Raw genomic sequence first — 19,825 nt, forward strand, 5'->3', positions numbered from 1 at the left:
CGGACGGGGCACCGGACGGCCATTGAACGCGCGTTAACCCGCCCTCTCTAGGCTCGCGTGCCAGAGAGCAGACACAGGGCAGAACATGACCAACTCCACCTCTCCGGACGGAGAGCCAGACAGCAAGAGCGAAAAGAAGGCGACCTTCACCATCATGTCGATGATGAAGGACGAGGGCCATTGCCTGATCGAATGGGTCGCCTACCACAACCACATCGGTTTCGATAACATCTGCGTCTACACCAACAACTGCAACGATGGCACCGACGCCATGCTGATGCGGCTGGAAGAGCTGGGCTATTGCAAGCACTTCCGCAACGACGTGCCCGAAGGCAAGAAGCCCCAGCCCAACGCGCTTTCGCTCGCCGAAAAGAACCCGGCGGTGATGAACAGCGAGTGGATCCTGACCATGGATGCCGACGAGTTCGTTTCGGTCAAGGCCGGGCGCGGCAAGATCACCGATCTGCTGGAGGCCCTGCCCGAGGATACCGACGCGGTGGCGATCACATGGCGGTTCTTCGGCTCCTCGGAGCTGACCGACTGGAACCCCGGCATGGTGATCGAGAGCTATCGCAACGCCGCGCCCGACAAGTTCCGCAAGGGCTGGGGCGTGAAGACGCTGTTCAAACCCTTCGATGACATGAAGCTGGGCATCCATCGCCCTCACATGAAGAAGGCCAAGCAAATCCCCGAGCGCGCTCAGGAAATGCTGAAGCAGAAATGGGTGAACGGCTCGGGCGAGCCGATGCCGACCGACTTCAACCTGTCTGGCTGGCGCTCGACCAAGCCGACGCTGGGCTACAAGCTGGTGGAGCTCAACCACTACGGGGTGAAGAGCTACGAGGCCTACCTGCTGCGCCGCATCAGGGGCAATGTGAACAACAAGGCCGGCAAGTATGACGCCGCCTATTTCGCCCTTTTCGACCGCAACGAGAAAGAGGCCACCAACGCCCTGCGCCACGCCCGCGGCACCCGCCGCCTGATGGACAAGATGCTGGAAGACGATCAGCTGCGCGGGCTCTACGAGGGCGCGCTGGAGTATCACAAGGGTCGGGTCGACATGCTGCGCACCACCGGCGAATACGACCAGTGGCTGACCGAGCTGAAAGAGGCCAGTCAGGTGCCGATCGACCGGCTCGACGAGATCCTCTTTACCCAGCACCTGCCGAAGATCTGGCAGGAAAAGGTGCGCGAGATGCAGGAGGCCGGGGTGCCTCCCAAGGAGATCGCCAAGCTCATCAACGCCTCGCAGACCGCCAAGAAGGCCGAAACCCGCGAGGCCATGCGCGCCGCCGCCGAGGGCCGCGCGGTGGAGAGCGAAAAGAAAACCTCAGCCGAATCCGCCGAGGAATTCGTGCTGTCGGACGAGATGAAGGCGGTGATCGCCCAGAAGATCCGTGAGGGCCACGCCGAGATGGCGCGGGCCAAGGGCAAGGCGCCTCCAACGCTTGTGCCTGTTGGCGGAGATGCGTCGACAAAGACGGACCGCCCCGGGGCGAAGGCCAAGACGCCTTCAGAAGCCGGGGCGACACCGAGCCCGCAGCGCCGCGTGAAGCTCAAGTTGAAGCAGGACCCGGCTGGCAAGGTCGGGAGCGAGGGCTGATGGACACCGCGCGCAAGATGGTCGTCACGACCATGAAAAACGAAGGCCCCTACCTGCTGGAGTGGATCGCCTTTCACCGGATGATCGGCTTCAACGAGTTCACGATCTTCTCCAACGATTGCACCGACGGCACCAACCTGATGCTCAACCGGCTCGACCAGATGGGCGTGGTGCGCCATTTCGACAACCCGCTCGGGCCACGGATGGACCCGCAGCGCGCCGCCTACTCCCGCGCCAACAAGCAGGAGGAGGTCAAAAGCGCCGATTGGGTGATGATCATCGACGCTGACGAATTCCTCAACGTGAAGGTCGGGGATGGCTCGGTCGATGCGCTGATCGCCAACTGCCCCGCCGAGGCCGATGCAATCAGCGTCAACTGGCGTTTCATGGGCTCTGGCGGCGCCGCCCATATGGAGCCGGACGGGCTTGTGACCCGCCGCTTCCTGCGCGGCTCCAGCTTCAAAGACCCGGAGAACGGGCTGATCTGGGGCTTCAAAACCCTCTTCCGCCCTGCCCGCTTCGACTACTTCGGCGTGCACCGCCCCAAGTTCCGCAAGGAGACCGAGGTGATCCCCGGCATGCGGCTCTGGGTCAATGCCGATGGCAAGCCGATGCAGGACCGCATCCTTGAAAAGGGCTGGCGCTCCAGCGCCGACGATATCGGCTATGACAGCGCCCAGGTGAACCACTACGCGGTCAAGAGCCGCGAGGAGTTTCTGCTCAAGCGGCTGCGCGGCACGGCAAACTCCAAGAACAAGGACCGCATCGACATGGGCTATTGGGAAAAGAACGACATCAACACCCATGAAGACAAGTCGATCCGCACCGAGGGGCTGGCCGAGGCCGTGGCCGAGTTGCTGCAAGACGCAGACCTCGCCGCGCTCCACCGCGCCTGCCTCGAAACCTGCCGCCGGGCCATCGCCTACCAGATGCAGGACCCCAAGCTGGCCAACTTCGTGAACGAGGGCATCTGGAAGGAGGCAGCGGAGTGACTGCGAGGTTTATCTGCATCGGCACCCATCACAAGACCGGCACGATCTGGATGCGAAAGGTGTTTCGGCGGATCGCCGAGGAGCAGGGCATTCCGTTCATGCAATGCTATCGCCCCAAGCGCCTGAAGGATCTGCCGGAATCCGGGCCGCAGATCGTGGTCAACTGGTCTTCGGGCTTTCCCGCGAAGCTCTTCGAGATGGAAGAGGCGCGGTTTATCCACATCATCCGCGACCCGCGCGACGTTCTGCTCTCAGGCATGCGCTACCACCGGATCGCGCCGCTGGGGAACGAGAAGTTCCTGCGCGAGACCCGCGAGGAATGGGATGGCCTGAACTACCAGGATCATTTGAACGCCCTCCCCGATGACAACGCCCGCCTGATGTTCGAGATGGAGAACAAGCACGATCTCACCCTGAAGCAGATGGTGAACTGGCCCTACGGCAACCCCAATGCCGCCGATCTGCGGTTCGAGAATCTCATCGAGGACGAAGATTGCGCGCTGTTTCGGTCTGTTTTGGAAGGCTTTGCCATCGAGGGGCTCGACATAGACCGGGCCGTGAAAAACTACTGGGATCTCAGCCTCTTCGGGGGCCTGAAGAAAGAAGAGAACCGGCCCGATCGTCTTGCCGCCCACGTCACGTCAGGAGGCCGCAAGACGGCGCAATGGGAGACCAGGATGCCGCGCTCCATCGCGCGCATCTATGCTGAGCGCTACGGCTCAGCGCTGGCCGCGCTTGGCTATGCGGCGGACGACAGTTGGGTCGAGCTCTGCCCCGAAGACGAGACGCTCGACGCGCCTCAGGTGACGGTGGGCGCGAAGTAGCGCAGTTCGCCGCCCGGCTCGGCGGCGGTTTTCAGCAGATCGAACATGTAGGCGGCGACCGAGCGGAAGCAGACCACGGTGGCTTTCGACTCGCTCTCCAGCCAGAAGGCCGCGGCGATCTGGCCGATGTGGCTGCGGCGATATTCCCCCAAGGGCAGGGCGTCGGGCGACATGTCCGCCGGGCAGAGCTTGGCGAGAAGGTCGCGGATGGCGCTGCCCTCGAGTGTGAAGACCGCCCGAGCATCGGAGACGTCCGCCGCCAGAAAATGGTTTCCTTCCAGAGCCTTGCCCACATGCCTGAAGGCTTCTGCGCTGGCGCCGTAGGGGCAAAAAAGCAGCAGTTCGTCGGGCGAGGCCCAGGCTGCGCCGGTGCCGAGGCCGCCTTCGATCTGGCGAGCCGCGGGGACCGATTGCCCGGTTGCGGCCTTGACCGCCTCGGCCATCGCGGCGCTCGGCAGATCGCCGCGCAGGGTCAGCATGCCTTGAGCGCCCGCCTCGGCAACCTTTACGTAACCTTGGTAAACCGCGCCGGTGAGGGCGCTCTGCGGATCAGACATTCTGCTTCTCCCCGTCCTTGTCATAAAACACCGGATCGGTGATTTTTGCTTCCACCGTGCCGCCATCGACCTTTCCGAAGGCCAGCACCTCACCCATTCGGTCCGGTCCGTTGTGGACCAGCCCCATGGCGATACCGCGGCCGAGGGTGGGCGAGTGGTAGGTCGATGTCACGCGGCCCTGGGTCACGCGCTGGTCGTTCTCGTTGGTGCCCTCCCCCAGCGCATAGGCGCCGTCGGGCAGCACCGAGCCATCAATGGTTTCGAGCCCGACCAGCTTCCAGCGGTCCGGGCTGGCCATGTGGCTGCGCTCCTGTGCGCGTTTGCCGAGGAAATCGGCCTTCTTCTTCGAGATTGCCCAATGGAGGTTAAGATCCTGTGGAATGACGGTGCCGTCGGTCTCGTCCCCGATCATGATGAACCCCTTTTCGGCGCGCATCACGTGCAGCGCCTCGGTGCCGTAGGGGGTGATGTTCCATTCTTTTCCGGCCTCTACGAGCTTTTCCCATAGCTCGAGGCCCCGGTTGGCGGGCACGGCGATTTCGTAGCTGAGCTCGCCGGAAAAGCTGATGCGGAAGGCGCGCACCGGCAGGCCGGCGAGGGTGCCCTCGGCATGGGCCATGAAGGGCAGCGCCTCCTTGCCGACATCCATGTCGCCGAGTTTTTCGAGCAGTTTCCGCGCGTTGGGGCCGACCACGGCGATCTGGGCATATTGCTCGGTGAGGTTGGCGGTGTAGACCTTCCAATCCCACCACTCGCATTGCAGCCAGTCTTCCATATGGGCGTGGATGTGATCGGCACCGCCCGAGGTGGTATGGACCAGGTAGCTGTTTTCATTGAGCTTTGCGACCACGCCGTCATCCATCAGGAAGCCGTTTTCGTTGCACATCAGCCCATAGCGGCATTTGCCCGGCTTCAGGGTGCTCATCATGTTGGTGTAGAGCATGTCGAGGAACTTGCCCGCGTCGGGGCCGGTGACGAGGATCTTTCCGAGGGTGCTGGCATCGAGAAGTCCGAGCGATTCCCGGGTATTACGGACCTCTCTTGAGACGGCGGCCTCGCGGCTTTCGCCCGCCTTCGGGTAGCAGTAGGGCCGCCGCCACTGGCCTACCGGCTCCCAGGCCGCGCCATGGGCTTCGTGCCAGTCGTGCATCGGGGTTTTTCTCAACGGTTGGAAGGTGTTGCCGGTGCCGGGCCCGGCGATGACGCCCATTGAAATGGGGGTATAGGGCGGACGGAAGGTGGTGGTGCCGGTCTGCGGGATGGGCTGGTTGAGCGCGCCGGAGAGCACGGCGAGGCCGTTGATGTTGCTGAGTTTTCCTTGGTCTGTCGCCATGCCGAGGGTGGTGTAGCGCTTGGTGTGCTCGACCGACTGATAGCCCTCCTGCGCGGCAAGCTCCACATCGGACACTTTAACGTCGTTCTGGAAGTCCAGCCACATCTTGGATTTTTTGGCCTTCGATGCACCCTGCGGCATGACCCAGACCGGGGCCATTGGGGCCTCTTCCTGACCGGTGCGGGAGGGGCGCCAGCTTTGGGCGGCATGGCCGAGGTCTGCGAGAGCAGCGACGGCATTTTTGCTCGCGTCTTCAAGCACTTGATGGGTGAGCATCGCACCGGAGGCGATGCCGGCGGTGCGAACGTATTGCTGCCCCCCATCGCCGGTGGGGAAGCGGGTGACATCGGGGTAGAAGTGGAAATTTTCTTCTGACCACAATAGCTTACCGCCACAGTGGCTCCAGAGGTGGACCACGGGAGACCAGCCGCCCGACATAGCGACGGCCTCGCATTCGACTGTTTCGAGCACCGCGCCCTCGCCGGCCTGGGCACAAATATCGACGGATTTCAGTCGCTTACCGCGCATTCCTACAGCAGCGATGGCCTTGCCTGATTCGACCCTTATGCCGGCCTCGCGGCAGGCTTGGGCCAGCGGGCCCTCGGATGAGGGTCTTGCATCGAGGATACAGGGCACCGTGAGGCCCGAGTTCTTAACCGCCAGGGCGGTGCGATACGCGTCATCGTTGTTGGTCACGATGACCACCCGGTCGCCTGGAGAGACACCGTAGTTGACGATGTAGTCGCGCAGGGCGGAGGCGAGCATGACACCGGGGCGGTCGTTGCCGGGGAAGCTGAGAGGGCGCTCTAGGGCGCCGGTGGCGGTGATGATCTGGCCTGCGCGGATGCGCCAGAGACGGTGGCGGGGGCCTGCGGCGCCGGGGGCGTGATCGGTGCACCGCTCGTAGGCAAGGGCGTAGCCGTGGTCGTAGACGCCGGAGCCCATGCAGCGATTGCGCAGGGTGACATTTGGCGCGGATTCAAGGGTTTGGATCGCGTCGTTGATCCACTCCTGGGCTGGCGCGCCCTCGATCTCGGCGCCATCGACGGGGGCGCGGCCGCCCCAGTGGGCCTCCTGCTCCAGCAGCAGCACCTTGGCGCCTGTGCCGGCGGCCGTGAGGGCCGCTTGCAGGCCCGCGATGCCGCCGCCGATGATCAGCAGGTCGGTGTGGACGAAAGCGTGCTCGTAGCGGTCGGGATCGCCGGGGTTGGACGGTTTGCCGAGGCCTGCGGACTTGCGGATGAAGGGCTCGAACAGGTGTTTCCAGGCGGCGCGGGGGTGGATGAAGGTCTTGTAGTAGAAGCCCGCGGGCAGGAAGCGGGAGAGGGCGGCGTTGATGGCGCCGATGTCGAAATCGAGGCTGGGCCAGTGGTTCTGGCTGATGGCCTTCAGGCCGTCGAACAGCTCGGTGGTGGTGGCGCGCTGGTTGGGCTCGAACCGGCCCCCCTCGCCCAGACCGACGAGCGCGTTGGGCTCCTCGGCGCCGGACGCCACCACGCCGCGCGGGCGGTGATACTTGAAGCTGCGGCCCATAACCACATGGTTATTCGCCAGAAGGGCGGCGGCGAGGCTGTCACCGGCAAAGCCCTGATATTGCTTGCCATTAAAGGAGAACCCGATGGTTCTGGATCGGTCGATCAGGCGGCCACCGGCGGGAAGACGGGTGCTCATTTGAGGGCCTCCGGGTATTTGGCGCGGATCCTGTCGAGGATCTCGGCGGGCGGTTCATGGCTTTGCGCGGGATAGGTGCCGAAGACCTCCAGCGTGGCAGTGTGGCGGGCGGCGAGGAACCACTTGCCACAGCCCATCGCGTGGCGCCAACGCTCCAGATGCACGCCCTTGGGGTTCTTGCGCAGGAAGAGATAGGCCTCGAAATCCTCGTCGGAGTCCCCCGGGCCGAACCGCTTGAGATGGGCCTCGCCCCCGGCGGACAGCTCGGTTTCGGAGGCCTCGATGCCGCAATAGGGGCAGGTGAATTTGAGCATCGGCGTTAACCCTGTTTGCGGAATGGGGCGAAATCGTTAATTGCGCCGACGGGGGCGAAAAAGTTGTGGGGCACATCCCGTGCACAACCCGTACACACCTCGTGCATACGCTTTTTTCGATTTTTGTGGGGAGGGCGATGTGTGAACACAAGGGGCGGCGCAGAAAGGTTCTGGCCCGCACGCCCTGTTAAGACACTTGCGCCGGAAACGCACATGACCGCACCCCGAGGGAGAGGCGCGGCCATGCTTGGAGTGGTGGCAACCGCCCGGTCACGGGCGGGCCGGGTCGTATCAGTTTGCCGGAGCGGTCTCGGCGTCGGTCGCGGCAGGAGCGGTGTCACCGCCATCGGTCGCCGGGGCAGCGTCGCCATCGGTGGCCGGGGCGCTTTCCATGGCCGCGCCGTCATTGGCGGGCGCAGGGGTGTTCTCGATGGTGACGGACGCGTCGCCGCCGTCAGCGGGAACCGTGGTGACGGAGCTGTCCATGTCGCCGCCCATGAGGAACCAGGCGATGATGCCAACGGCAACCACGAGGCCGCCGATGATGAAGGCCATCGTGCCGGTGCCGGAGCTTTCGCGCACGGGTTCACGGGGCACGGTGGTGTGGGTCGAATGATCTTCGTACTGGGCCATTTTGGGCCTCCTGTGGTTTGTCTCTCCAGGTGGCGTGCAGCAGCGCACGCCGTGATTGGGGAGAGAACGGCGCAGAAGGGCGAATGGTTCCCCGGGGGGGATTTTTTGAGCGGGAGATTGCCGAGGGTCATCAGTGCGCGACCCCGGCGGCAACGCTTTCGTCGATGAAACGCCCCTCGCGGAAGCGTTCGAGGCCAAACTCTGCGGTGAGGGGCGCGTGGCCCTTGGCCATGAGTTCGGCAAAGCCCCAGCCCGAGCCGGGGATCGCCTTGAAGCCGCCGGTGCCCCAGCCGCAGTTGATGAAGCAGCCGCCGAGCGGGGTTCTCGACAGGATCGGGGAGCGATCGCCCGTCATGTCGACGATGCCGCCCCATTGGCGCAGCATCTTGAGGCGGGAGAGCATGGGGAAGGTTTCGATTAGGGCGCGGGTGGTTTCTTCGATATGGGAGAAGCTGCCGCGCTGGGTGAAGTTGTTGTGGTTGTCCGCCCCACCGCCGATGACCATTTCGCCCTTGTCGGATTGCGAAAGGTAGCCGTGGACGGTGTTGGCCATGATGACGCAATCGAGCGCGGGCTTGATCGGCTCGGAGACATAGGCTTGCAGGGCCACCGCCTCGATCGGCAGGCGGAAGCCGGCCATTTCGGCAAGTTGGCCGGAGTGACCGGCGACGACGATGCCGAGTTTCTTGCAGCCGATATGGCCGCGCGTGGTGTCGACCCCGGTGACGCTGCCGCCCTCGGCGCGCACGCCGGTGACTTCGCAGGTCTGGATGATGTCCATCCCCATGTTTGAGCAGGCGCGGGCGTAGCCCCAGGCCACCGCATCGTGGCGCGCGGTGCCGCCACGGGGCTGCCAGAGCGCGCCGAGCACCGGGTAGCGGGGGCCGTCGAGGTTGATGATCGGGGCGATCTGCTTGACGCGGGCGGGCGAGATGAACTCGGTCGCCACCCCTTGCAGGGCGTTGGCGTGGGCGGTGCGCAGGTAGCCGCGCTTCTCGTGCTCGGTCTGGGCCAGCATCATCACGCCGCGGGGGGAGAACATGACGTTGTAGTTCAGGTCCTGGCTCATGGTCTCGTAGAGGCCGCGGGCCTTTTCGTAGATCGCGGCGGAGGCGTCTTGCAGGTAGTTGGAGCGGATGATGGTGGTATTGCGCCCGGTGTTGCCACCGCCGAGCCAGCCCTTTTCGATGATGGCGACATTGGTGATGCCGTGGTTCTTGCCGAGGTAATAGGCGGTGGCGAGGCCGTGGCCCCCTGCCCCGACGATCACCACGTCGTAGTTTTTCTTCGGCTCGGGCGAGCGCCAGGCCCGGCCCCAGCCGGTGTGGTGGCGCAGCGCCTCTCGGGCGATGGCAAAGGCGGAGTAGCGACGCATGTGCAAGGCCTTTCGGGGCGGGTGATTGCCTTCCGAGTTAATGCAATTCGGCGGGACGAAGCAAACGCGTCGAAACGACACCCTGCCCCCGGATTGCGACCCCGGCCCGCTCTTTGCCCCCCGCCCCGCAACCATGTGACCGCCTGCGACGCTCCGAGGGGTGGAAGGGCGCGGCGCGGGACGCTAAGGCAGGGGCAACGAGGTTGGAGGGACCATGGGGTTCTGGATCTTTGCCCTGGGGCTGGTGCTGGTGGTGCTGGCGCTGATGTTGCGGGTTCTGCTGCGCGGGCGCGGCGGAGCGGCGGAGGGCGGCGTGGCGGGGATTGCGCTGTATCGCGAGCAACTGGCAGCGGTGGCGCGGGATGCCGAGGCCGGGCGGATCGAGCCGGGCGAGGCCGAGCGGCTGGAGCTGGAGATCAAGCGGCGCATTCTGGAGGCGGACCGGGCGGCGCAGGCTGCGGGCCGCAGCGGGCGGGCGCCGCGTGCGGTGCGGCTCGGCGGGGCCGTGGGCGTGGCGGTGGTGGTGCTGGCGGGGGCCTTCGGGCTCTACCTTGCGCTCGGCGTGCCGGGCTACCGCGATGCGCCCATCGGGGCGCGGCTGGCGGCGGCGGAGGAGTTCCATGCCAACCGGCCCGGACAGGCCGAGGCGGAGGAGCGCTTTGCCGCGCAACTGCCGCAGGGGCCAGATCCGACGGTGCCGGAGGACTTCCAGAGCCTGATGGCCCAGCTGCGCGAGGCGGTGGCGGCCCGGCCCGATGACCTTCAGGGCCATGTGCTGCTGGTGCGCAACGAGGCGGCGCTTGGCAATTACGGCGCTGCCGCGCAGGCGCAGCGCGGGGTGATCCGGATCAAGGCGGAAGCGGCGGGCGCGGCGGATTACGTGATGCAGGCCGAGCTGATGATCGCGGCCGCGGGGGGCTATGTTTCGCCCGAGGCGGAGCGGGCGCTGCAACAGGCGCTGCAACGCGAAGAGGGCAACATGACGGCCCGCTACTACTGGGGCCTGATGCGGGCGCAGACCGGGCGGCCGGACCTTGCCTTCAACGTCTGGCGCAGCGTGGTCGACGCCCGGCCCGCCGATGCGCCATGGGCCGAGGACCTGCCCGCCCAGATCGCCGCCGCGGCCCGCGCCGCCGGGGTCGACTACACCCCGCCCGAAACCACCCGCGGCCCGAGTGCGGCCGATATCGCCGCGGCGCAGGACATGTCGCCCGAGGACCGGCAGGCGATGATCGAGGGCATGGTCGAGGGGCTGGCGGGCGAGCTGGCGCGTGAAGGCGGGACGCCGGAGAAATGGGCGCAGCTCCTGCGGGCGCTCGGGGTGCTGGGCCAGCACGCGCGGCAGGCCGAGATCCTGGCCGAGGCGCGCGAGGTCTTTGCCGGCAATGCGGCGGCCCTGGCCACGATTGAAGCGGCGGCGGAGGCCAACCCATGATCTGCGACGCCTTCGAGGAGTTTGCCGCCGCCCTGCCCCGCGCCGGGGCGCTGGCCGGGCTGGACCTTGGCACCAAGACCATCGGCGTGGCGGTCTCCGACGGGATGCGCCACGTGGCCAGCCCGCTGGAAACCATCAAGCGCAAGAAGTTCACCCAGGATGCCGAGGCGCTGATCGCCATATTGAACGCGCGTTCGATTTGCGGCCTCGTGCTCGGCCTGCCCCGCAACATGGACGGCTCCGAAGGCCCGCGTGCCCAGAGCACCCGCGCCTTTGCCCGCAACCTCACGCGGCTCTGGGAGGGGCCGGTGGGCTTCTGGGACGAGCGCCTGTCGACCGTCGCCGCCGAACGGGCCCTGCTGGAGGCCGACACCTCGCGGGCCCGTCGTGCCGAGGTGATCGACCACGTGGCGGCGGGCTACATCCTGCAAGGCGCCCTCGACCGCCTCAGCTACCTGGAGACCTGATGGACGAACTCTGGCGCCGCGACGAGATCGAAAGCCCCTGCATCAAGATCTGCGTTATCCACCCCGAAACCCGGCTCTGCACCGGCTGCCTGCGCTCGATCGACGAGATCGCCGCCTGGGGCAGAATGAGTGCCGAGGAACGGCGTGCGGTGATGGCGGACCTTCCCGAGCGGGAGGGCGCGCACAGGAAGCGGCGGGGCGGCCGGGCGGCGCGGATCAGGCGACAGGGCGGCTGACCCTTTCCGAAACCTGCACAATTTAACTCAAATTGCGCATTTTCTTGCTTCAAATATCTCCCGCCGGAGGCCTCGAATCTCTTCTGGAGACCGGGGTCAACTGTGCTCTTCGGCAGCGGTTTCGGCCAGCGCGCGGTTGTAGGCCCGCAGGGCGTCGAGGTGGAACAGCGCGCCCATCAGCTCGCCCTTGCCGCCGTCGCCCGAGGGCGCGACCACCGGGATGAAGCTGTGGCCGCCGGTTTCGAACATCGGCAGCGCGGTTTCCAGCGTGGTATCGGGGGCCAGCATGACCCCGGCGGCGATCATCTCGTCGCAGGTGTCGCGGGCGGCGGCCCGTGGGCTGCCGACGCCGCGCATCACGGCGGCGGCGGAATGGACCGAGAGCAGGTAGGCCTGCGGGCCGGCGGCCATGCGGATGCCGCGACGCTCGAGCTGGGTCAGGAAGAAGCTGCGATTCACCAGCTTCGAGGAGATCGCTGTCGACATCGACACGGCCACCATCACCGCGAGGCCGGTCTGCCAGTCGCCCGTCAGTTCGAAGACGATGAGCGTGGTCGAGATCGGCGCGCCCAGCACCGCCGCCGCCAGAGCCCCCATGCCGGCGAGCGCGTAGAGCGTGGGGGTGCCCGAGACCTCGGGGAAGATGCCGGTGGCGATGACCCCGAAGGCCAGCCCCACCATCGCCCCCACCATCAGCGAGGGGGAGAACATGCCGCCGCCCATCCGCCCGGCCATGGTGATCGCGACGGCGGCCACCTTCAGCACCACGAAGACCAGCACCTCGTGAAACATCAGCTCGCCGGTGAGCGCGGCGGAGGTGGTTTCGTAGCCCACCCCGATGATGTGGGGATAGAAGATCGCCATGCCCCCGAGCAGCGCTCCGGCCATGGCCGGGCGCAGGAAGCGCGGCAGGCCACTGCGCGACATCACCGTGTTGCCGAGGCTGTCGGCCCAGAACACCGTGCGCATCAGCACCACCGCCACCAGCCCGCAGGTGAGGCCCAGCAGCAGGAAGGCGGGCAGCTCGACGTAGAAGCTCAGCACCCCGTCGCCGCCCAGGGTGAACTCGGCGACATCGCCGAAGAAGCTGCGCGACACCACCGTGCCCGCCACCGAGGCGATGACGATGGGGGCGAAGGCATGGACCGCGAAGTGGCGCAGCACCACCTCGAGCGCAAAGAGCGCCCCGGCGATGGGCGCGTTGAAGCTCGCCGAGACGGCGGCGGCCACGGCACAGCCCATCAGGTCGCGGCCGGTCACCCCGTTGGCGTTGATTCGCTCGCTGACCCAGGAGGAGATCACGGCGGCGAGGTGCACCACCGGCCCCTCCCGGCCCGTGGAACCGCCCGAGGACAGTGTGATGAGCGAGGCCAGCGCCGAGGCCAGCCCGGCCCGCTGCTCGACCCGGCCGCGGTTGAGTGCCGCGCCGTGGATCACATCGGCCACCGAGCGCACCCTTGCGCCGGGGGCAAAGCGGTCGAGGATCACGCCCACCGCCAGCCCGCCGAGGATGGGCAGCACCAGCACCCACCACCAGGGAAGGTTGGCCGCGAAGGAATGGATCAGCCGGGTGTCGTCGGTGCCGTAGAGCGTGCCCTGCAACCAGTCGATGCCGAGGCGGAAGAGGATGGCGGCATAGCCCGAGGCCACCCCGAGCGCGAGGGCGATGAACCAGAACTGCACCTGGGACGGTCCGCGCTGGCGCAGCACCCGCATCAGGGTTTCGGCGGTTTCACGAAACTCCGACAGGCGGCGTTGCAGCGGGCTTTGCGCCGCCGTGGCCTCACTCCCCTGCCCTTCGGTCTCGCTCACGAGAAATCCTCGCCTCGCTGGTCCGGGTGCCGTCAGGCCACTCTTTCCCGGACGGCCCGTATCGCCTAGGGTGGCATCCGGTGCAGCGCGAGGAGGAGCGATGCCTTTCCAGGAGGCGCAGACCGGCTTGAGGGCCGTTCTAGGCGATCGGCTCAGTCGCTCCAAGAGCGATCTCGAAACCCATGGCCGCAGCGAGACCCATTTTGCCCTGACCCCGCCCGATGCGGTGGCCTACCCCGAGAGCACGGCAGAGGTGGCCGAGATCGTGCGGGTCTGCGCCAAGGCCGCCTGCCCGGTGATCGGCTGGGGCGCGGGCACCTCGCTGGAGGGCCACGGGCTGGCCGTTCAGGGCGGCGTGGTGCTGGATTTTTCGCGCATGGACAAGGTCTTGGAGGTGCGCCCCGAGGATATGGTGGCGGTGGTGCAGCCCGGGGTGACCCGCGAGCAGCTGAACCACGAGCTGCGCGCCACCGGCCTGTTCTTTCCGGTCGATCCGGGAGCAAATGCCACGCTCGGGGGCATGGCCGGCACGCGGGCCAGCGGCACGACGGCGGTGCGCTATGGCACCATGGCCGAGAACGTGCTTGCGCTGGAGGTGGTGCTGGCCGACGGCACGGTGATCCGCACCGGCAGCGGCGCGCGCAAGGCCTCGAACGGCTATGACCTCACCCGGCTGATGGTGGGTTCGGAGGGCACGCTGGGCCTGATGACGGAGCTGACGCTGCGCCTGCAGGGCCAGCCCGAGGCCGTGGCCGCCGCCACCTGCGCCTTTCCCGACATGGGGGACGCGGTGGATTGCGTGATTGCCACCATTCAGGCCGGGCTGCCGATGGCGCGGATCGAGTTTGTCGACGGCCCGACCGTGGCCGCGGTGAACGCCTATTCGGGCGCGGCGTTTCCGGTGATGCCGCATCTGCTGGTGGAGTTTCACGGCTCGGCCTCCTCGGTGGCCGCCGATGCGCAGTTTTTCGGCGAGCTGGTCAGCGACATGAACGGGCAGAGCTTTACCTGGGCCGAGCAGGCCGAGGACCGCTCGGCGCTCTGGCAAATGCGCCACCACGCCTATTGGGCGATTCTGGCGAGCCGGAAGGGCGCGAAGGCGATCGTGACGGACATGTGCGTGCCGATCAGCCGGCTGGCCGAAGCGGTGGAGGCGACGACGCAGGACATTGCGATGGCCGGGCTGGAAGGGCCGATTCTGGGCCATGTGGGCGATGGCAACTTTCATGCGATTTTGCTGATCGACCCGGAGAAGCCCGAGGAGATGACACGGGCCAAGCATATTGCCGACACCATGGCCGAACGCGCCCTTGCCTTTGGCGGCACGATCACCGGCGAGCACGGGGTGGGCATGGGCAAGTTGCACATGATGGAAGCGGAGCACGGCGAGGCCTGGGACGTGATGGCGGCGCTGAAGGTGGCGCTGGACCCGGCCAATATTCTGAACCCGGGCAAGATGGTGCGGCTGGGGCGCAACCGGGGGAGCGCGGCGGGCAACAATCTACCGGGTGCCTGAGAACTCAATTCAAATTTGCGTGCAATTAACTGCGAATGCACGGAGTCGGTGGATTAACGCCGAGTGAATCGCTATGATGCAGCGCATGAACTTGAGGTGGTAAACCAATGAACTTCAAAGCGATCACTACGACACTTGCCTTCGCGTTGAGCGGTATTCTCGTGGCTCAATCGGCAGATGCGCGACTGCTCATTCACTGCAACCGCGGGCCGATCCCGTCGAACCCGATGATCAACGGGCATTACACGGATTTCGTGGCCAGCCTGATGGAAAACTTCGTGATGAGCGAGCAGGAAGCTCTGCGCATCGCACGTCAGGTCTGCGGCAACATGGGGGCCGTTGGCGACCTCGATTACCTGGTCGATCTGACCTACGAGGCGACAGCGCCCTACGAGCGCCGCTGAACCGGCGCCTGCGCTTCCGAAAGGGGGCGACGGCGCGGTGAATCTCCGATCCTGTCCACATTTTGGGCACGATTTGGTCCTAGAGAAAATGAAGCGAAGCCTTCTGCGGCTTCGCTTCTTTTCTTTTGTGCCCCAGAGCACCGCCAGGAGCCTCACATGAAGTATCTCATCCTCCCTACCGCCGCCCTCGCCCTTGCCCTCGGCGGCGCTGCTGCCTCTGCCGAGGTGAAGATTTCGTGCAAGCGCGGCCCGCTGCCCAAGGTGTCGATCATCAACGGCCCGAGCGCCCAGTTCGTGCGCAGCATCGAGGAGACCTATGTGGTGACGCCCGAGCAGGCACGCGCCGCGGCGGACTACGTGTGCGACGACATGGAGGCCGTGGGCAATGCCGAGACGCTGCGGGCGCGCACCCGCATTGCGCTGGCCGACTACCGGCGTCGTTGAGACGTAGCGTCACACGCCGGGCTGCTGCATCTGCGGCCCGGTTTTGACAAATTTTCGGCAGAATTTCCGGGCAATTTGACTCAACGAAGTCGCTGTTGGCTTCGCGTTACTCTCATTGTGTCCCGTTCAAAACCTGGAGCCTGCCATGAAACGTCTTGTTCTTCCCGTCGCTGCACTCGCCCTCGCGCTCGGCGCTGCCACGGCCTCTGCCCAAAGCGCGACGATCAAGATCTCCTGCAAGCGCGGGCCGCTGCCGAAGGTGTCGCTGATCAACGGTGCGAACTGGCAGTTCATCCAGAGCATCGAAGAGAATTATCGCATCAGCCCGGTCGACGCGAAGGCGGCTGCCGATTACGTCTGCGCCGACATGAGCGCCGTGGGCGATGCCGCCAAGCTGCGGGCGCGCACCCAGCGCGTGCTGGCGAACTACCGCCGCCGCTGAGGCCACCGGAACCAGAGGGGCGTCCGGGAGGGCGCCCGCCTAGCCTGCCAACAGGGCCCGTGCTGCTGCGCGGGCCTCTTCTGTTACCGTTTCGCCCGCCAGCATCCGTGCGAGCTCGTCTACCCGTGAGGGCGCATCGAGCGGGGTGACGGTGGAGAGCGTCTGGCCCTTGGCCACCTTCTTCTCGACCCGCCAGTGATGCGCGGCCATGGCGGCCACCTGCGGGCTGTGGGTGACGACAAGCACCTGCCCCGAGGCCGCAAGCCCCGCGAGGCGGCGGCCGACGGCATCGGCGGTGGCCCCGCCCACGCCCCGGTCGATCTCGTCGAAGATCATCGTCAGCCCGGTGGTGTGGCGGGTGAGGCAGACCTTGAGCGCCAGCAGGAAGCGGCTGAGTTCGCCGCCCGAGGCGATCTTGTTGAGCGGGCCGGAGGGGGCGCCGGGATTGGTGGCCACGGTGAAGGTGACGGTGTCGACGCCCTCGGGGCCGGGCTCGGCCTCGGTGATCTCGGTGGTGAAGACGGCGCGTTCCATCTTCAGCGGGGCGAGCTCTGCGCCCATGGCCTTGTCGAGCCGCTTGCCGGCCTTGGCGCGGGCTTCGGTGAGGGCCTTGGCCTCTGAGGTAAAGGCGGCATCGGCCTCGCGCGCGGCCTTCTCCAGCGCGGCAATCCCGCCTTCGCCGGCATCGAGCGTTTCGAGCTTGGCGGTCAGCTCGGCGGTGAGGGCGGCCAGTTCGTCGGGGGCGACGCTGTGCTTGCGGGCGAGGCCCCGGATGGCAAAGAGCCGTTCTTCGGTGGCCTCCAGCTCGCGCGGGTCGTGGGTGAGCGCATCGAGCGCATCGGCCACCCCCTGCTCGGCCTCTCCCAGCGCATCGACGGCGCGGGAGAGCGCCTCCATCGGGGCATCGAGGCGGCCTTCGGCGGCCTCGGCGGCACCGTCGAGCCAGCGGGCGGCATCGCCCAGCATGCCCTCTGCGCCGGAGGGGCCAAGGGCTTGGTGGGCGCGGGTGATGTCATCGCGGATGCGCTCGGCGGCCTGCATCAGGCGGCGGCGGGCGTCCAGCTCGCCCTCCTCGCCCGGCTGGGGATCAAGGGCCGACAGCTCGCCGGCGGCGTGGCGCAGATACTCTTCCTCGGCGGCCAGTGCGGCCTGGGCCTCGCGAGCCCTGTCGAGCGCGGTGGCGGCCTCGCGGCGCGCCTTCCAGGCGGCGCGGGCGGGGGCGAGGTCGATGCCGGCGAATTCGTCGAGCAGGGCGCGGTGGCCGCGGGGGTTTAGAAGCCCGCGGTCGTCCTGCTGGCCGTGCAGCTCGACCAGAACGTCGGAGAGTGCGCGCAGCACCTCGCCCGAGACGCGGCGGTCGTTGACCCAGGCGGTCTTGCGGCCCTCGGCGGTGTTGATGCGGCGCAGGATCAGCTCGTCGGAGGCCGGAATGCCGGCCTCTCCGAGCACCGCATGCGCCGGGTGGTCGGGCGAGAGCGAAAATTCGGCCACCACCTCGCCCTGCTCGGCCCCGGCGCGCACCAGCTCGGCCCGCCCGCGCCAGCCCAGCACGAAGCCGAGCGCATCGAGCAGGATCGACTTGCCCGCCCCGGTCTCACCGGTGAGCACGTTGAGGCCGGGCGCGAAGCTGAGTTCGAGCCGGTCGATGATGAGGATGTCGCGTATGTCGAGCCCGCGCAGCATGGGCCTGATCCTATTTGCTAGCTTCGGGGCGGGAAGACCCCCGCCCGCGGGTCACAACCATTCGCCCCGGATCGTCTGGCGATAGATCTTGCGCAGCCAGCTGTCGCCCTTTGCCTGGGCCTGCAGGTTGCGCCGGGCCAGGAGGGTGTAGGTGTCGTCATACCACTGGGTCGAGCGGTAGTTGTGCGCAAGGATCGCGCCCGCTGTCTGGGCCTCGGCGCTGAGGCCGAGCGACAGGTAGGCCTCGACCAGACGGTGCAGCGCCTCGGGGGTCTGGGTCGTGGTCTGGAACTCTTCGACCACCACGCGGAAGCGGTTGATGGCAGCGATGTAGTGGCCGTGGCGCAGGTAGTAGCGCCCGATCTCCATTTCCTTCGCCGCGAGATGGTCGAACGCGAGGTCGAACTTGAGGATCGCGGAGGAGGCGTATTCGCTGTCGGGGTACTTTTCGATCACCTCGCGCAGGGCCTGAAGCGCCTGGAAGGTGAGGCCCTGGTCGCGGCCGACTTCGTCGATCTGGTCGTAGTAGGAGAGCGCGAGGAGATACTGCGCGTAGGCGGCGTCTTCCTCGGCGGGGTAGAAGTCGATGTAGCGCTGTGCGGTGGCGCGGGAGTTCTCGTAGTCGCGGTCGCGGTGATGGGCATAGGCCTGCATGATCAGCGCGCGCCGGGCCCAGACAGAATAGGGATAGAGCCGCTCGATCTCGGCAAAGAGCGCGGCCGCGTCATCGGGCTTGCCGGTTTCCAGCGTGGCTTCGCCCTGCCGGTATATCTGTTCGGGTGTCTGGTCTTCGAGCGTCAGCTCGGGCTTGGCCTGAAAGAAGCCGCAGCCCGAGAGCGTTAGCGCAAGCGCCATGATCCCTGCCAGCCCCGCTCGCCCCGTCTCAGCCGCCATTTGCCTCTAATCCCGTGTCTTTATTGCCCGCGCAGCGAAAGAGCCGCGGAGATTAACAGGGGTGTAGCACAAGAATTTGCGGGGCAAAATGGCTTTGGCGCACATCGGCTGTTCAAATCGGCTTGCGAGACCGTGTGGCAACGGCACGAAAGGCTCAGGCGACAAGCCGCAGGTCACGCGACTTGAGGCCGGTGCCGGGCAGACGACGCGCCATTTCGGCGTCGCAGGTGACGACTTCATAGGCCTCGGGGTCCGCGAAGAGCGCGTGCAGCAAGGCGTTGGTCATGGCGTGACCGGCGCGGCTGCCGGTGTAGCGGGCAAGGATCGGGTGGCCGGCGAGGGCCAGGTCGCCGAGGGCGTCGAGCATCTTGTGGCGCACCGGCTCGTCTTCGTGGCGCAGGCCGCCGGGGCTGAGAATTTTCTCGCCTTCGACGACGACGGCGTTGTCGTAGGTGCCGCCGAGCGCCTTGCCGTCGGCGCGCATGGCCTCGACATCGGCGGCGCGGCAGAAGGTGCGGCTGTCGCAGAGTTCGCGGACGAAGGCGCCGTTGGCCATGTTCATCGAGCGCTCCTGCGCGCCGATGGCGGCGTCGGCAAAGTCGATCTGGAAGTCGATGTGCAGGCTTTCGGAGGGCTCGAGGCGGGCCACGGCCTCGCCCTCGCCCTGCCCGCGCCGGACTTCGACCGGCTTGAGCACGCGTATGACGCGGATCGGAGCGTCGAGTTCGCGCAGCCCGGCCCGCAGGATGGCGGCGACAAAGGGCGCGGCGGAGCCGTCGAGAATTGGCACTTCGGGGCCGGAGACCTCGATCAGCGCGTTGTGCACGCCGCAGCCCGCGAGCGCGGCCATGACATGCTCGACCGTCGAGAGGCTCACGCCGTCATCGTTGGTCAGGAGCGTGCAGAGGGGGCTTTCGACCACCGCGTCCCAGCGGGCGGGCAGGAAGGCGTCGCCCTCGACGGAATCGGTGCGACGAAACCAGATCCCCTGATCGGCCATGGCCGGCTTCAGGGTGATCCGCGCCGGACGGCCCGAATGCAGGCCAACGCCCGAAAGCGTTACGGATTTGTTCAGCGTCGTTTGCACCAAATGCCTCTTCGAGACTGCCTCAGTTCCTGTCTCCGGACAGAGTGCGTCCGGTTGCAAGTGAGATAGGCGGGTGGCCCGGGAGCGACAACTCAATCTTTGC

At 66.7% G+C, this 19,825-nt stretch carries 19 protein-coding genes; 10 read left to right on the plus strand and 9 right to left on the minus strand.

Features of this window, described 5'->3' with window-relative positions; genetic code table 11:
• The first annotated feature begins 85 nt into the window (after positions 1-85).
• From GTH22_RS07640 to GTH22_RS07650, 3 genes are read left to right on the plus strand one after another with little or no spacing between them, the layout of a single operon-like run.
• Complete coding sequence (locus tag GTH22_RS07640) at positions 86-1,603, plus strand: glycosyltransferase family 2 protein (RefSeq protein WP_252944440.1); 1,518 nt, start codon at positions 86-88, stop codon at positions 1,601-1,603.
• Entirely contained in the window at positions 1,603-2,595 is a 993-nt protein-coding gene (locus GTH22_RS07645) for a glycosyltransferase family 2 protein (RefSeq protein WP_252944442.1), read from the plus strand. The genes GTH22_RS07640 and GTH22_RS07645 overlap by 1 nt, the downstream gene beginning before the upstream one ends.
• Positions 2,592-3,419 carry a hypothetical protein gene (locus tag GTH22_RS07650; protein WP_252944444.1) on the plus strand — a complete coding sequence of 276 codons (828 nt, stop codon included), beginning with the start codon at positions 2,592-2,594 and terminating at the stop codon, positions 3,417-3,419. The genes GTH22_RS07645 and GTH22_RS07650 overlap by 4 nt, the downstream gene beginning before the upstream one ends.
• Here the strand turns inward: GTH22_RS07650 and GTH22_RS07655 are convergent.
• The 5 genes from GTH22_RS07655 to GTH22_RS07675 form a co-directional block, all read right to left on the minus strand.
• Positions 3,395-3,976: a sarcosine oxidase subunit gamma gene (locus GTH22_RS07655; protein ID WP_252944446.1), complete on the minus strand. Its 582-nt coding sequence runs from the start codon at positions 3,974-3,976 to the stop codon at positions 3,395-3,397. The genes GTH22_RS07650 and GTH22_RS07655 overlap by 25 nt on opposite strands.
• Positions 3,969-6,980 (minus strand): sarcosine oxidase subunit alpha family protein, encoded by a 3,012-nt coding sequence (locus tag GTH22_RS07660; protein WP_252944448.1) that lies wholly within the window; start codon positions 6,978-6,980, stop codon positions 3,969-3,971. Before GTH22_RS07660 ends, GTH22_RS07655 begins: the two co-directional genes overlap by 8 nt.
• Positions 6,977-7,294: a sarcosine oxidase subunit delta gene (locus GTH22_RS07665; protein ID WP_252944450.1), complete on the minus strand. Its 318-nt coding sequence runs from the start codon at positions 7,292-7,294 to the stop codon at positions 6,977-6,979. Before GTH22_RS07665 ends, GTH22_RS07660 begins: the two co-directional genes overlap by 4 nt.
• 291 nt (positions 7,295-7,585) lie before the next feature.
• The gene (locus GTH22_RS07670; RefSeq protein ID WP_252944452.1) at positions 7,586-7,927 is read right to left on the minus strand and encodes a hypothetical protein; all 342 of its coding nucleotides are present in this window, start codon (positions 7,925-7,927) and stop codon (positions 7,586-7,588) included.
• Between the two features lie 130 nt (positions 7,928-8,057).
• On the minus strand, positions 8,058-9,302 hold the full coding sequence (locus GTH22_RS07675; RefSeq protein ID WP_252944454.1) for a sarcosine oxidase subunit beta family protein: 1,245 nt from the start codon (positions 9,300-9,302) through the stop codon (positions 8,058-8,060).
• A 214-nt stretch (positions 9,303-9,516) separates the two neighbouring features.
• Between GTH22_RS07675 and ccmI the strand changes: the two genes are divergently transcribed.
• The 3 genes from ccmI to GTH22_RS07690 are packed head-to-tail and all read left to right on the plus strand — an operon-like array spanning position 9,517 to position 11,440.
• On the plus strand, positions 9,517-10,737 hold the full coding sequence (gene ccmI / locus GTH22_RS07680; protein WP_252944455.1) for a c-type cytochrome biogenesis protein CcmI: 1,221 nt from the start codon (positions 9,517-9,519) through the stop codon (positions 10,735-10,737).
• Complete coding sequence (ruvX, locus tag GTH22_RS07685) at positions 10,734-11,204, plus strand: Holliday junction resolvase RuvX (RefSeq protein ID WP_252944456.1); 471 nt, start codon at positions 10,734-10,736, stop codon at positions 11,202-11,204. The genes ccmI and ruvX overlap by 4 nt, the downstream gene beginning before the upstream one ends.
• A complete protein-coding gene (locus GTH22_RS07690) occupies positions 11,204-11,440 on the plus strand; it encodes a DUF1289 domain-containing protein (RefSeq protein ID WP_371928327.1) in 237 nt (78 codons plus the stop codon). The genes ruvX and GTH22_RS07690 overlap by 1 nt, the downstream gene beginning before the upstream one ends.
• A 96-nt stretch (positions 11,441-11,536) precedes the next feature.
• On the opposite strand, the gene GTH22_RS07695 is transcribed toward GTH22_RS07690, so the two are convergent.
• Positions 11,537-13,156 (minus strand): chloride channel protein, encoded by a 1,620-nt coding sequence (locus GTH22_RS07695; protein ID WP_252947604.1) that lies wholly within the window; start codon positions 13,154-13,156, stop codon positions 11,537-11,539.
• 196 nt (positions 13,157-13,352) lie between these two features.
• On the opposite strand from GTH22_RS07695, the gene GTH22_RS07700 reads away from it, so the two are divergent.
• The 4 genes from GTH22_RS07700 (at position 13,353) to GTH22_RS07715 (ending at position 16,058) form a co-directional block, all read left to right on the plus strand.
• Complete coding sequence (locus GTH22_RS07700) at positions 13,353-14,768, plus strand: FAD-binding oxidoreductase (RefSeq protein ID WP_252944458.1); 1,416 nt, start codon at positions 13,353-13,355, stop codon at positions 14,766-14,768.
• A gap of 107 nt (positions 14,769-14,875) precedes the next feature.
• The gene (locus tag GTH22_RS07705; RefSeq protein WP_252944460.1) at positions 14,876-15,172 is read left to right on the plus strand and encodes a hypothetical protein; all 297 of its coding nucleotides are present in this window, start codon (positions 14,876-14,878) and stop codon (positions 15,170-15,172) included.
• A gap of 156 nt (positions 15,173-15,328) precedes the next feature.
• Positions 15,329-15,616 (plus strand): hypothetical protein, encoded by a 288-nt coding sequence (locus GTH22_RS07710; RefSeq protein ID WP_252944461.1) that lies wholly within the window; start codon positions 15,329-15,331, stop codon positions 15,614-15,616.
• Positions 15,617-15,761: 145 nt separating this feature from the next.
• Positions 15,762-16,058 (plus strand): hypothetical protein, encoded by a 297-nt coding sequence (locus tag GTH22_RS07715; protein WP_252944463.1) that lies wholly within the window; start codon positions 15,762-15,764, stop codon positions 16,056-16,058.
• Between the two features lie 39 nt (positions 16,059-16,097).
• Here GTH22_RS07715 and recN read toward each other — a convergent pair whose 3' ends face one another.
• The 3 genes from recN to lpxC form a co-directional block, all read right to left on the minus strand.
• On the minus strand, positions 16,098-17,741 hold the full coding sequence (recN, locus tag GTH22_RS07720) for a DNA repair protein RecN (protein ID WP_252944465.1): 1,644 nt from the start codon (positions 17,739-17,741) through the stop codon (positions 16,098-16,100).
• Between the two features lie 51 nt (positions 17,742-17,792).
• On the minus strand, positions 17,793-18,635 hold the full coding sequence (locus GTH22_RS07725) for an outer membrane protein assembly factor BamD (RefSeq protein WP_371928328.1): 843 nt from the start codon (positions 18,633-18,635) through the stop codon (positions 17,793-17,795).
• 154 nt (positions 18,636-18,789) lie between these two features.
• The gene (gene lpxC / locus GTH22_RS07730; RefSeq protein ID WP_252944469.1) at positions 18,790-19,722 is read right to left on the minus strand and encodes a UDP-3-O-acyl-N-acetylglucosamine deacetylase; all 933 of its coding nucleotides are present in this window, start codon (positions 19,720-19,722) and stop codon (positions 18,790-18,792) included.
• Positions 19,723-19,825 lie beyond the last annotated feature (103 nt).

The sequence above is a fragment of the Oceanicola sp. 502str15 genome (assembly GCF_024105635.1).
Classification (GTDB): domain Bacteria; phylum Pseudomonadota; class Alphaproteobacteria; order Rhodobacterales; family Rhodobacteraceae; genus Vannielia.

Bases quoted from the DNA above. Each gene is read 5' to 3' on its own strand.
- GTH22_RS07700 (WP_252944458.1), top strand. From the start codon at position 13,353: ATGCCTTTCCAGGAGGCGCAGACCGGCTTGAGGGCCGTTCTAGGCGAT.
- GTH22_RS07705 (WP_252944460.1), top strand. From the start codon at position 14,876: ATGAACTTCAAAGCGATCACTACGACACTTGCCTTCGCGTTGAGCGGT.
- GTH22_RS07695 (WP_252947604.1), bottom strand. From the start codon at position 13,156: ATGCGGGTGCTGCGCCAGCGCGGACCGTCCCAGGTGCAGTTCTGGTTC.
- GTH22_RS07645 (WP_252944442.1), top strand. From the start codon at position 1,603: ATGGACACCGCGCGCAAGATGGTCGTCACGACCATGAAAAACGAAGGC.
- GTH22_RS07665 (WP_252944450.1), bottom strand. From the start codon at position 7,294: ATGCTCAAATTCACCTGCCCCTATTGCGGCATCGAGGCCTCCGAAACC.
- GTH22_RS07670 (WP_252944452.1), bottom strand. From the start codon at position 7,927: ATGGCCCAGTACGAAGATCATTCGACCCACACCACCGTGCCCCGTGAA.
- ccmI (WP_252944455.1), top strand. From the start codon at position 9,517: ATGGGGTTCTGGATCTTTGCCCTGGGGCTGGTGCTGGTGGTGCTGGCG.
- GTH22_RS07655 (WP_252944446.1), bottom strand. From the start codon at position 3,976: ATGTCTGATCCGCAGAGCGCCCTCACCGGCGCGGTTTACCAAGGTTAC.
- GTH22_RS07675 (WP_252944454.1), bottom strand. From the start codon at position 9,302: ATGCGTCGCTACTCCGCCTTTGCCATCGCCCGAGAGGCGCTGCGCCAC.
- recN (WP_252944465.1), bottom strand. From the start codon at position 17,741: ATGCTGCGCGGGCTCGACATACGCGACATCCTCATCATCGACCGGCTC.
- GTH22_RS07690 (WP_371928327.1), top strand. From the start codon at position 11,204: ATGGACGAACTCTGGCGCCGCGACGAGATCGAAAGCCCCTGCATCAAG.
- ruvX (WP_252944456.1), top strand. From the start codon at position 10,734: ATGATCTGCGACGCCTTCGAGGAGTTTGCCGCCGCCCTGCCCCGCGCC.
- GTH22_RS07725 (WP_371928328.1), bottom strand. From the start codon at position 18,635: ATGGCGGCTGAGACGGGGCGAGCGGGGCTGGCAGGGATCATGGCGCTT.
- GTH22_RS07660 (WP_252944448.1), bottom strand. From the start codon at position 6,980: ATGAGCACCCGTCTTCCCGCCGGTGGCCGCCTGATCGACCGATCCAGA.
- GTH22_RS07640 (WP_252944440.1), top strand. From the start codon at position 86: ATGACCAACTCCACCTCTCCGGACGGAGAGCCAGACAGCAAGAGCGAA.
- GTH22_RS07710 (WP_252944461.1), top strand. From the start codon at position 15,329: ATGAAGTATCTCATCCTCCCTACCGCCGCCCTCGCCCTTGCCCTCGGC.
- GTH22_RS07715 (WP_252944463.1), top strand. From the start codon at position 15,762: ATGAAACGTCTTGTTCTTCCCGTCGCTGCACTCGCCCTCGCGCTCGGC.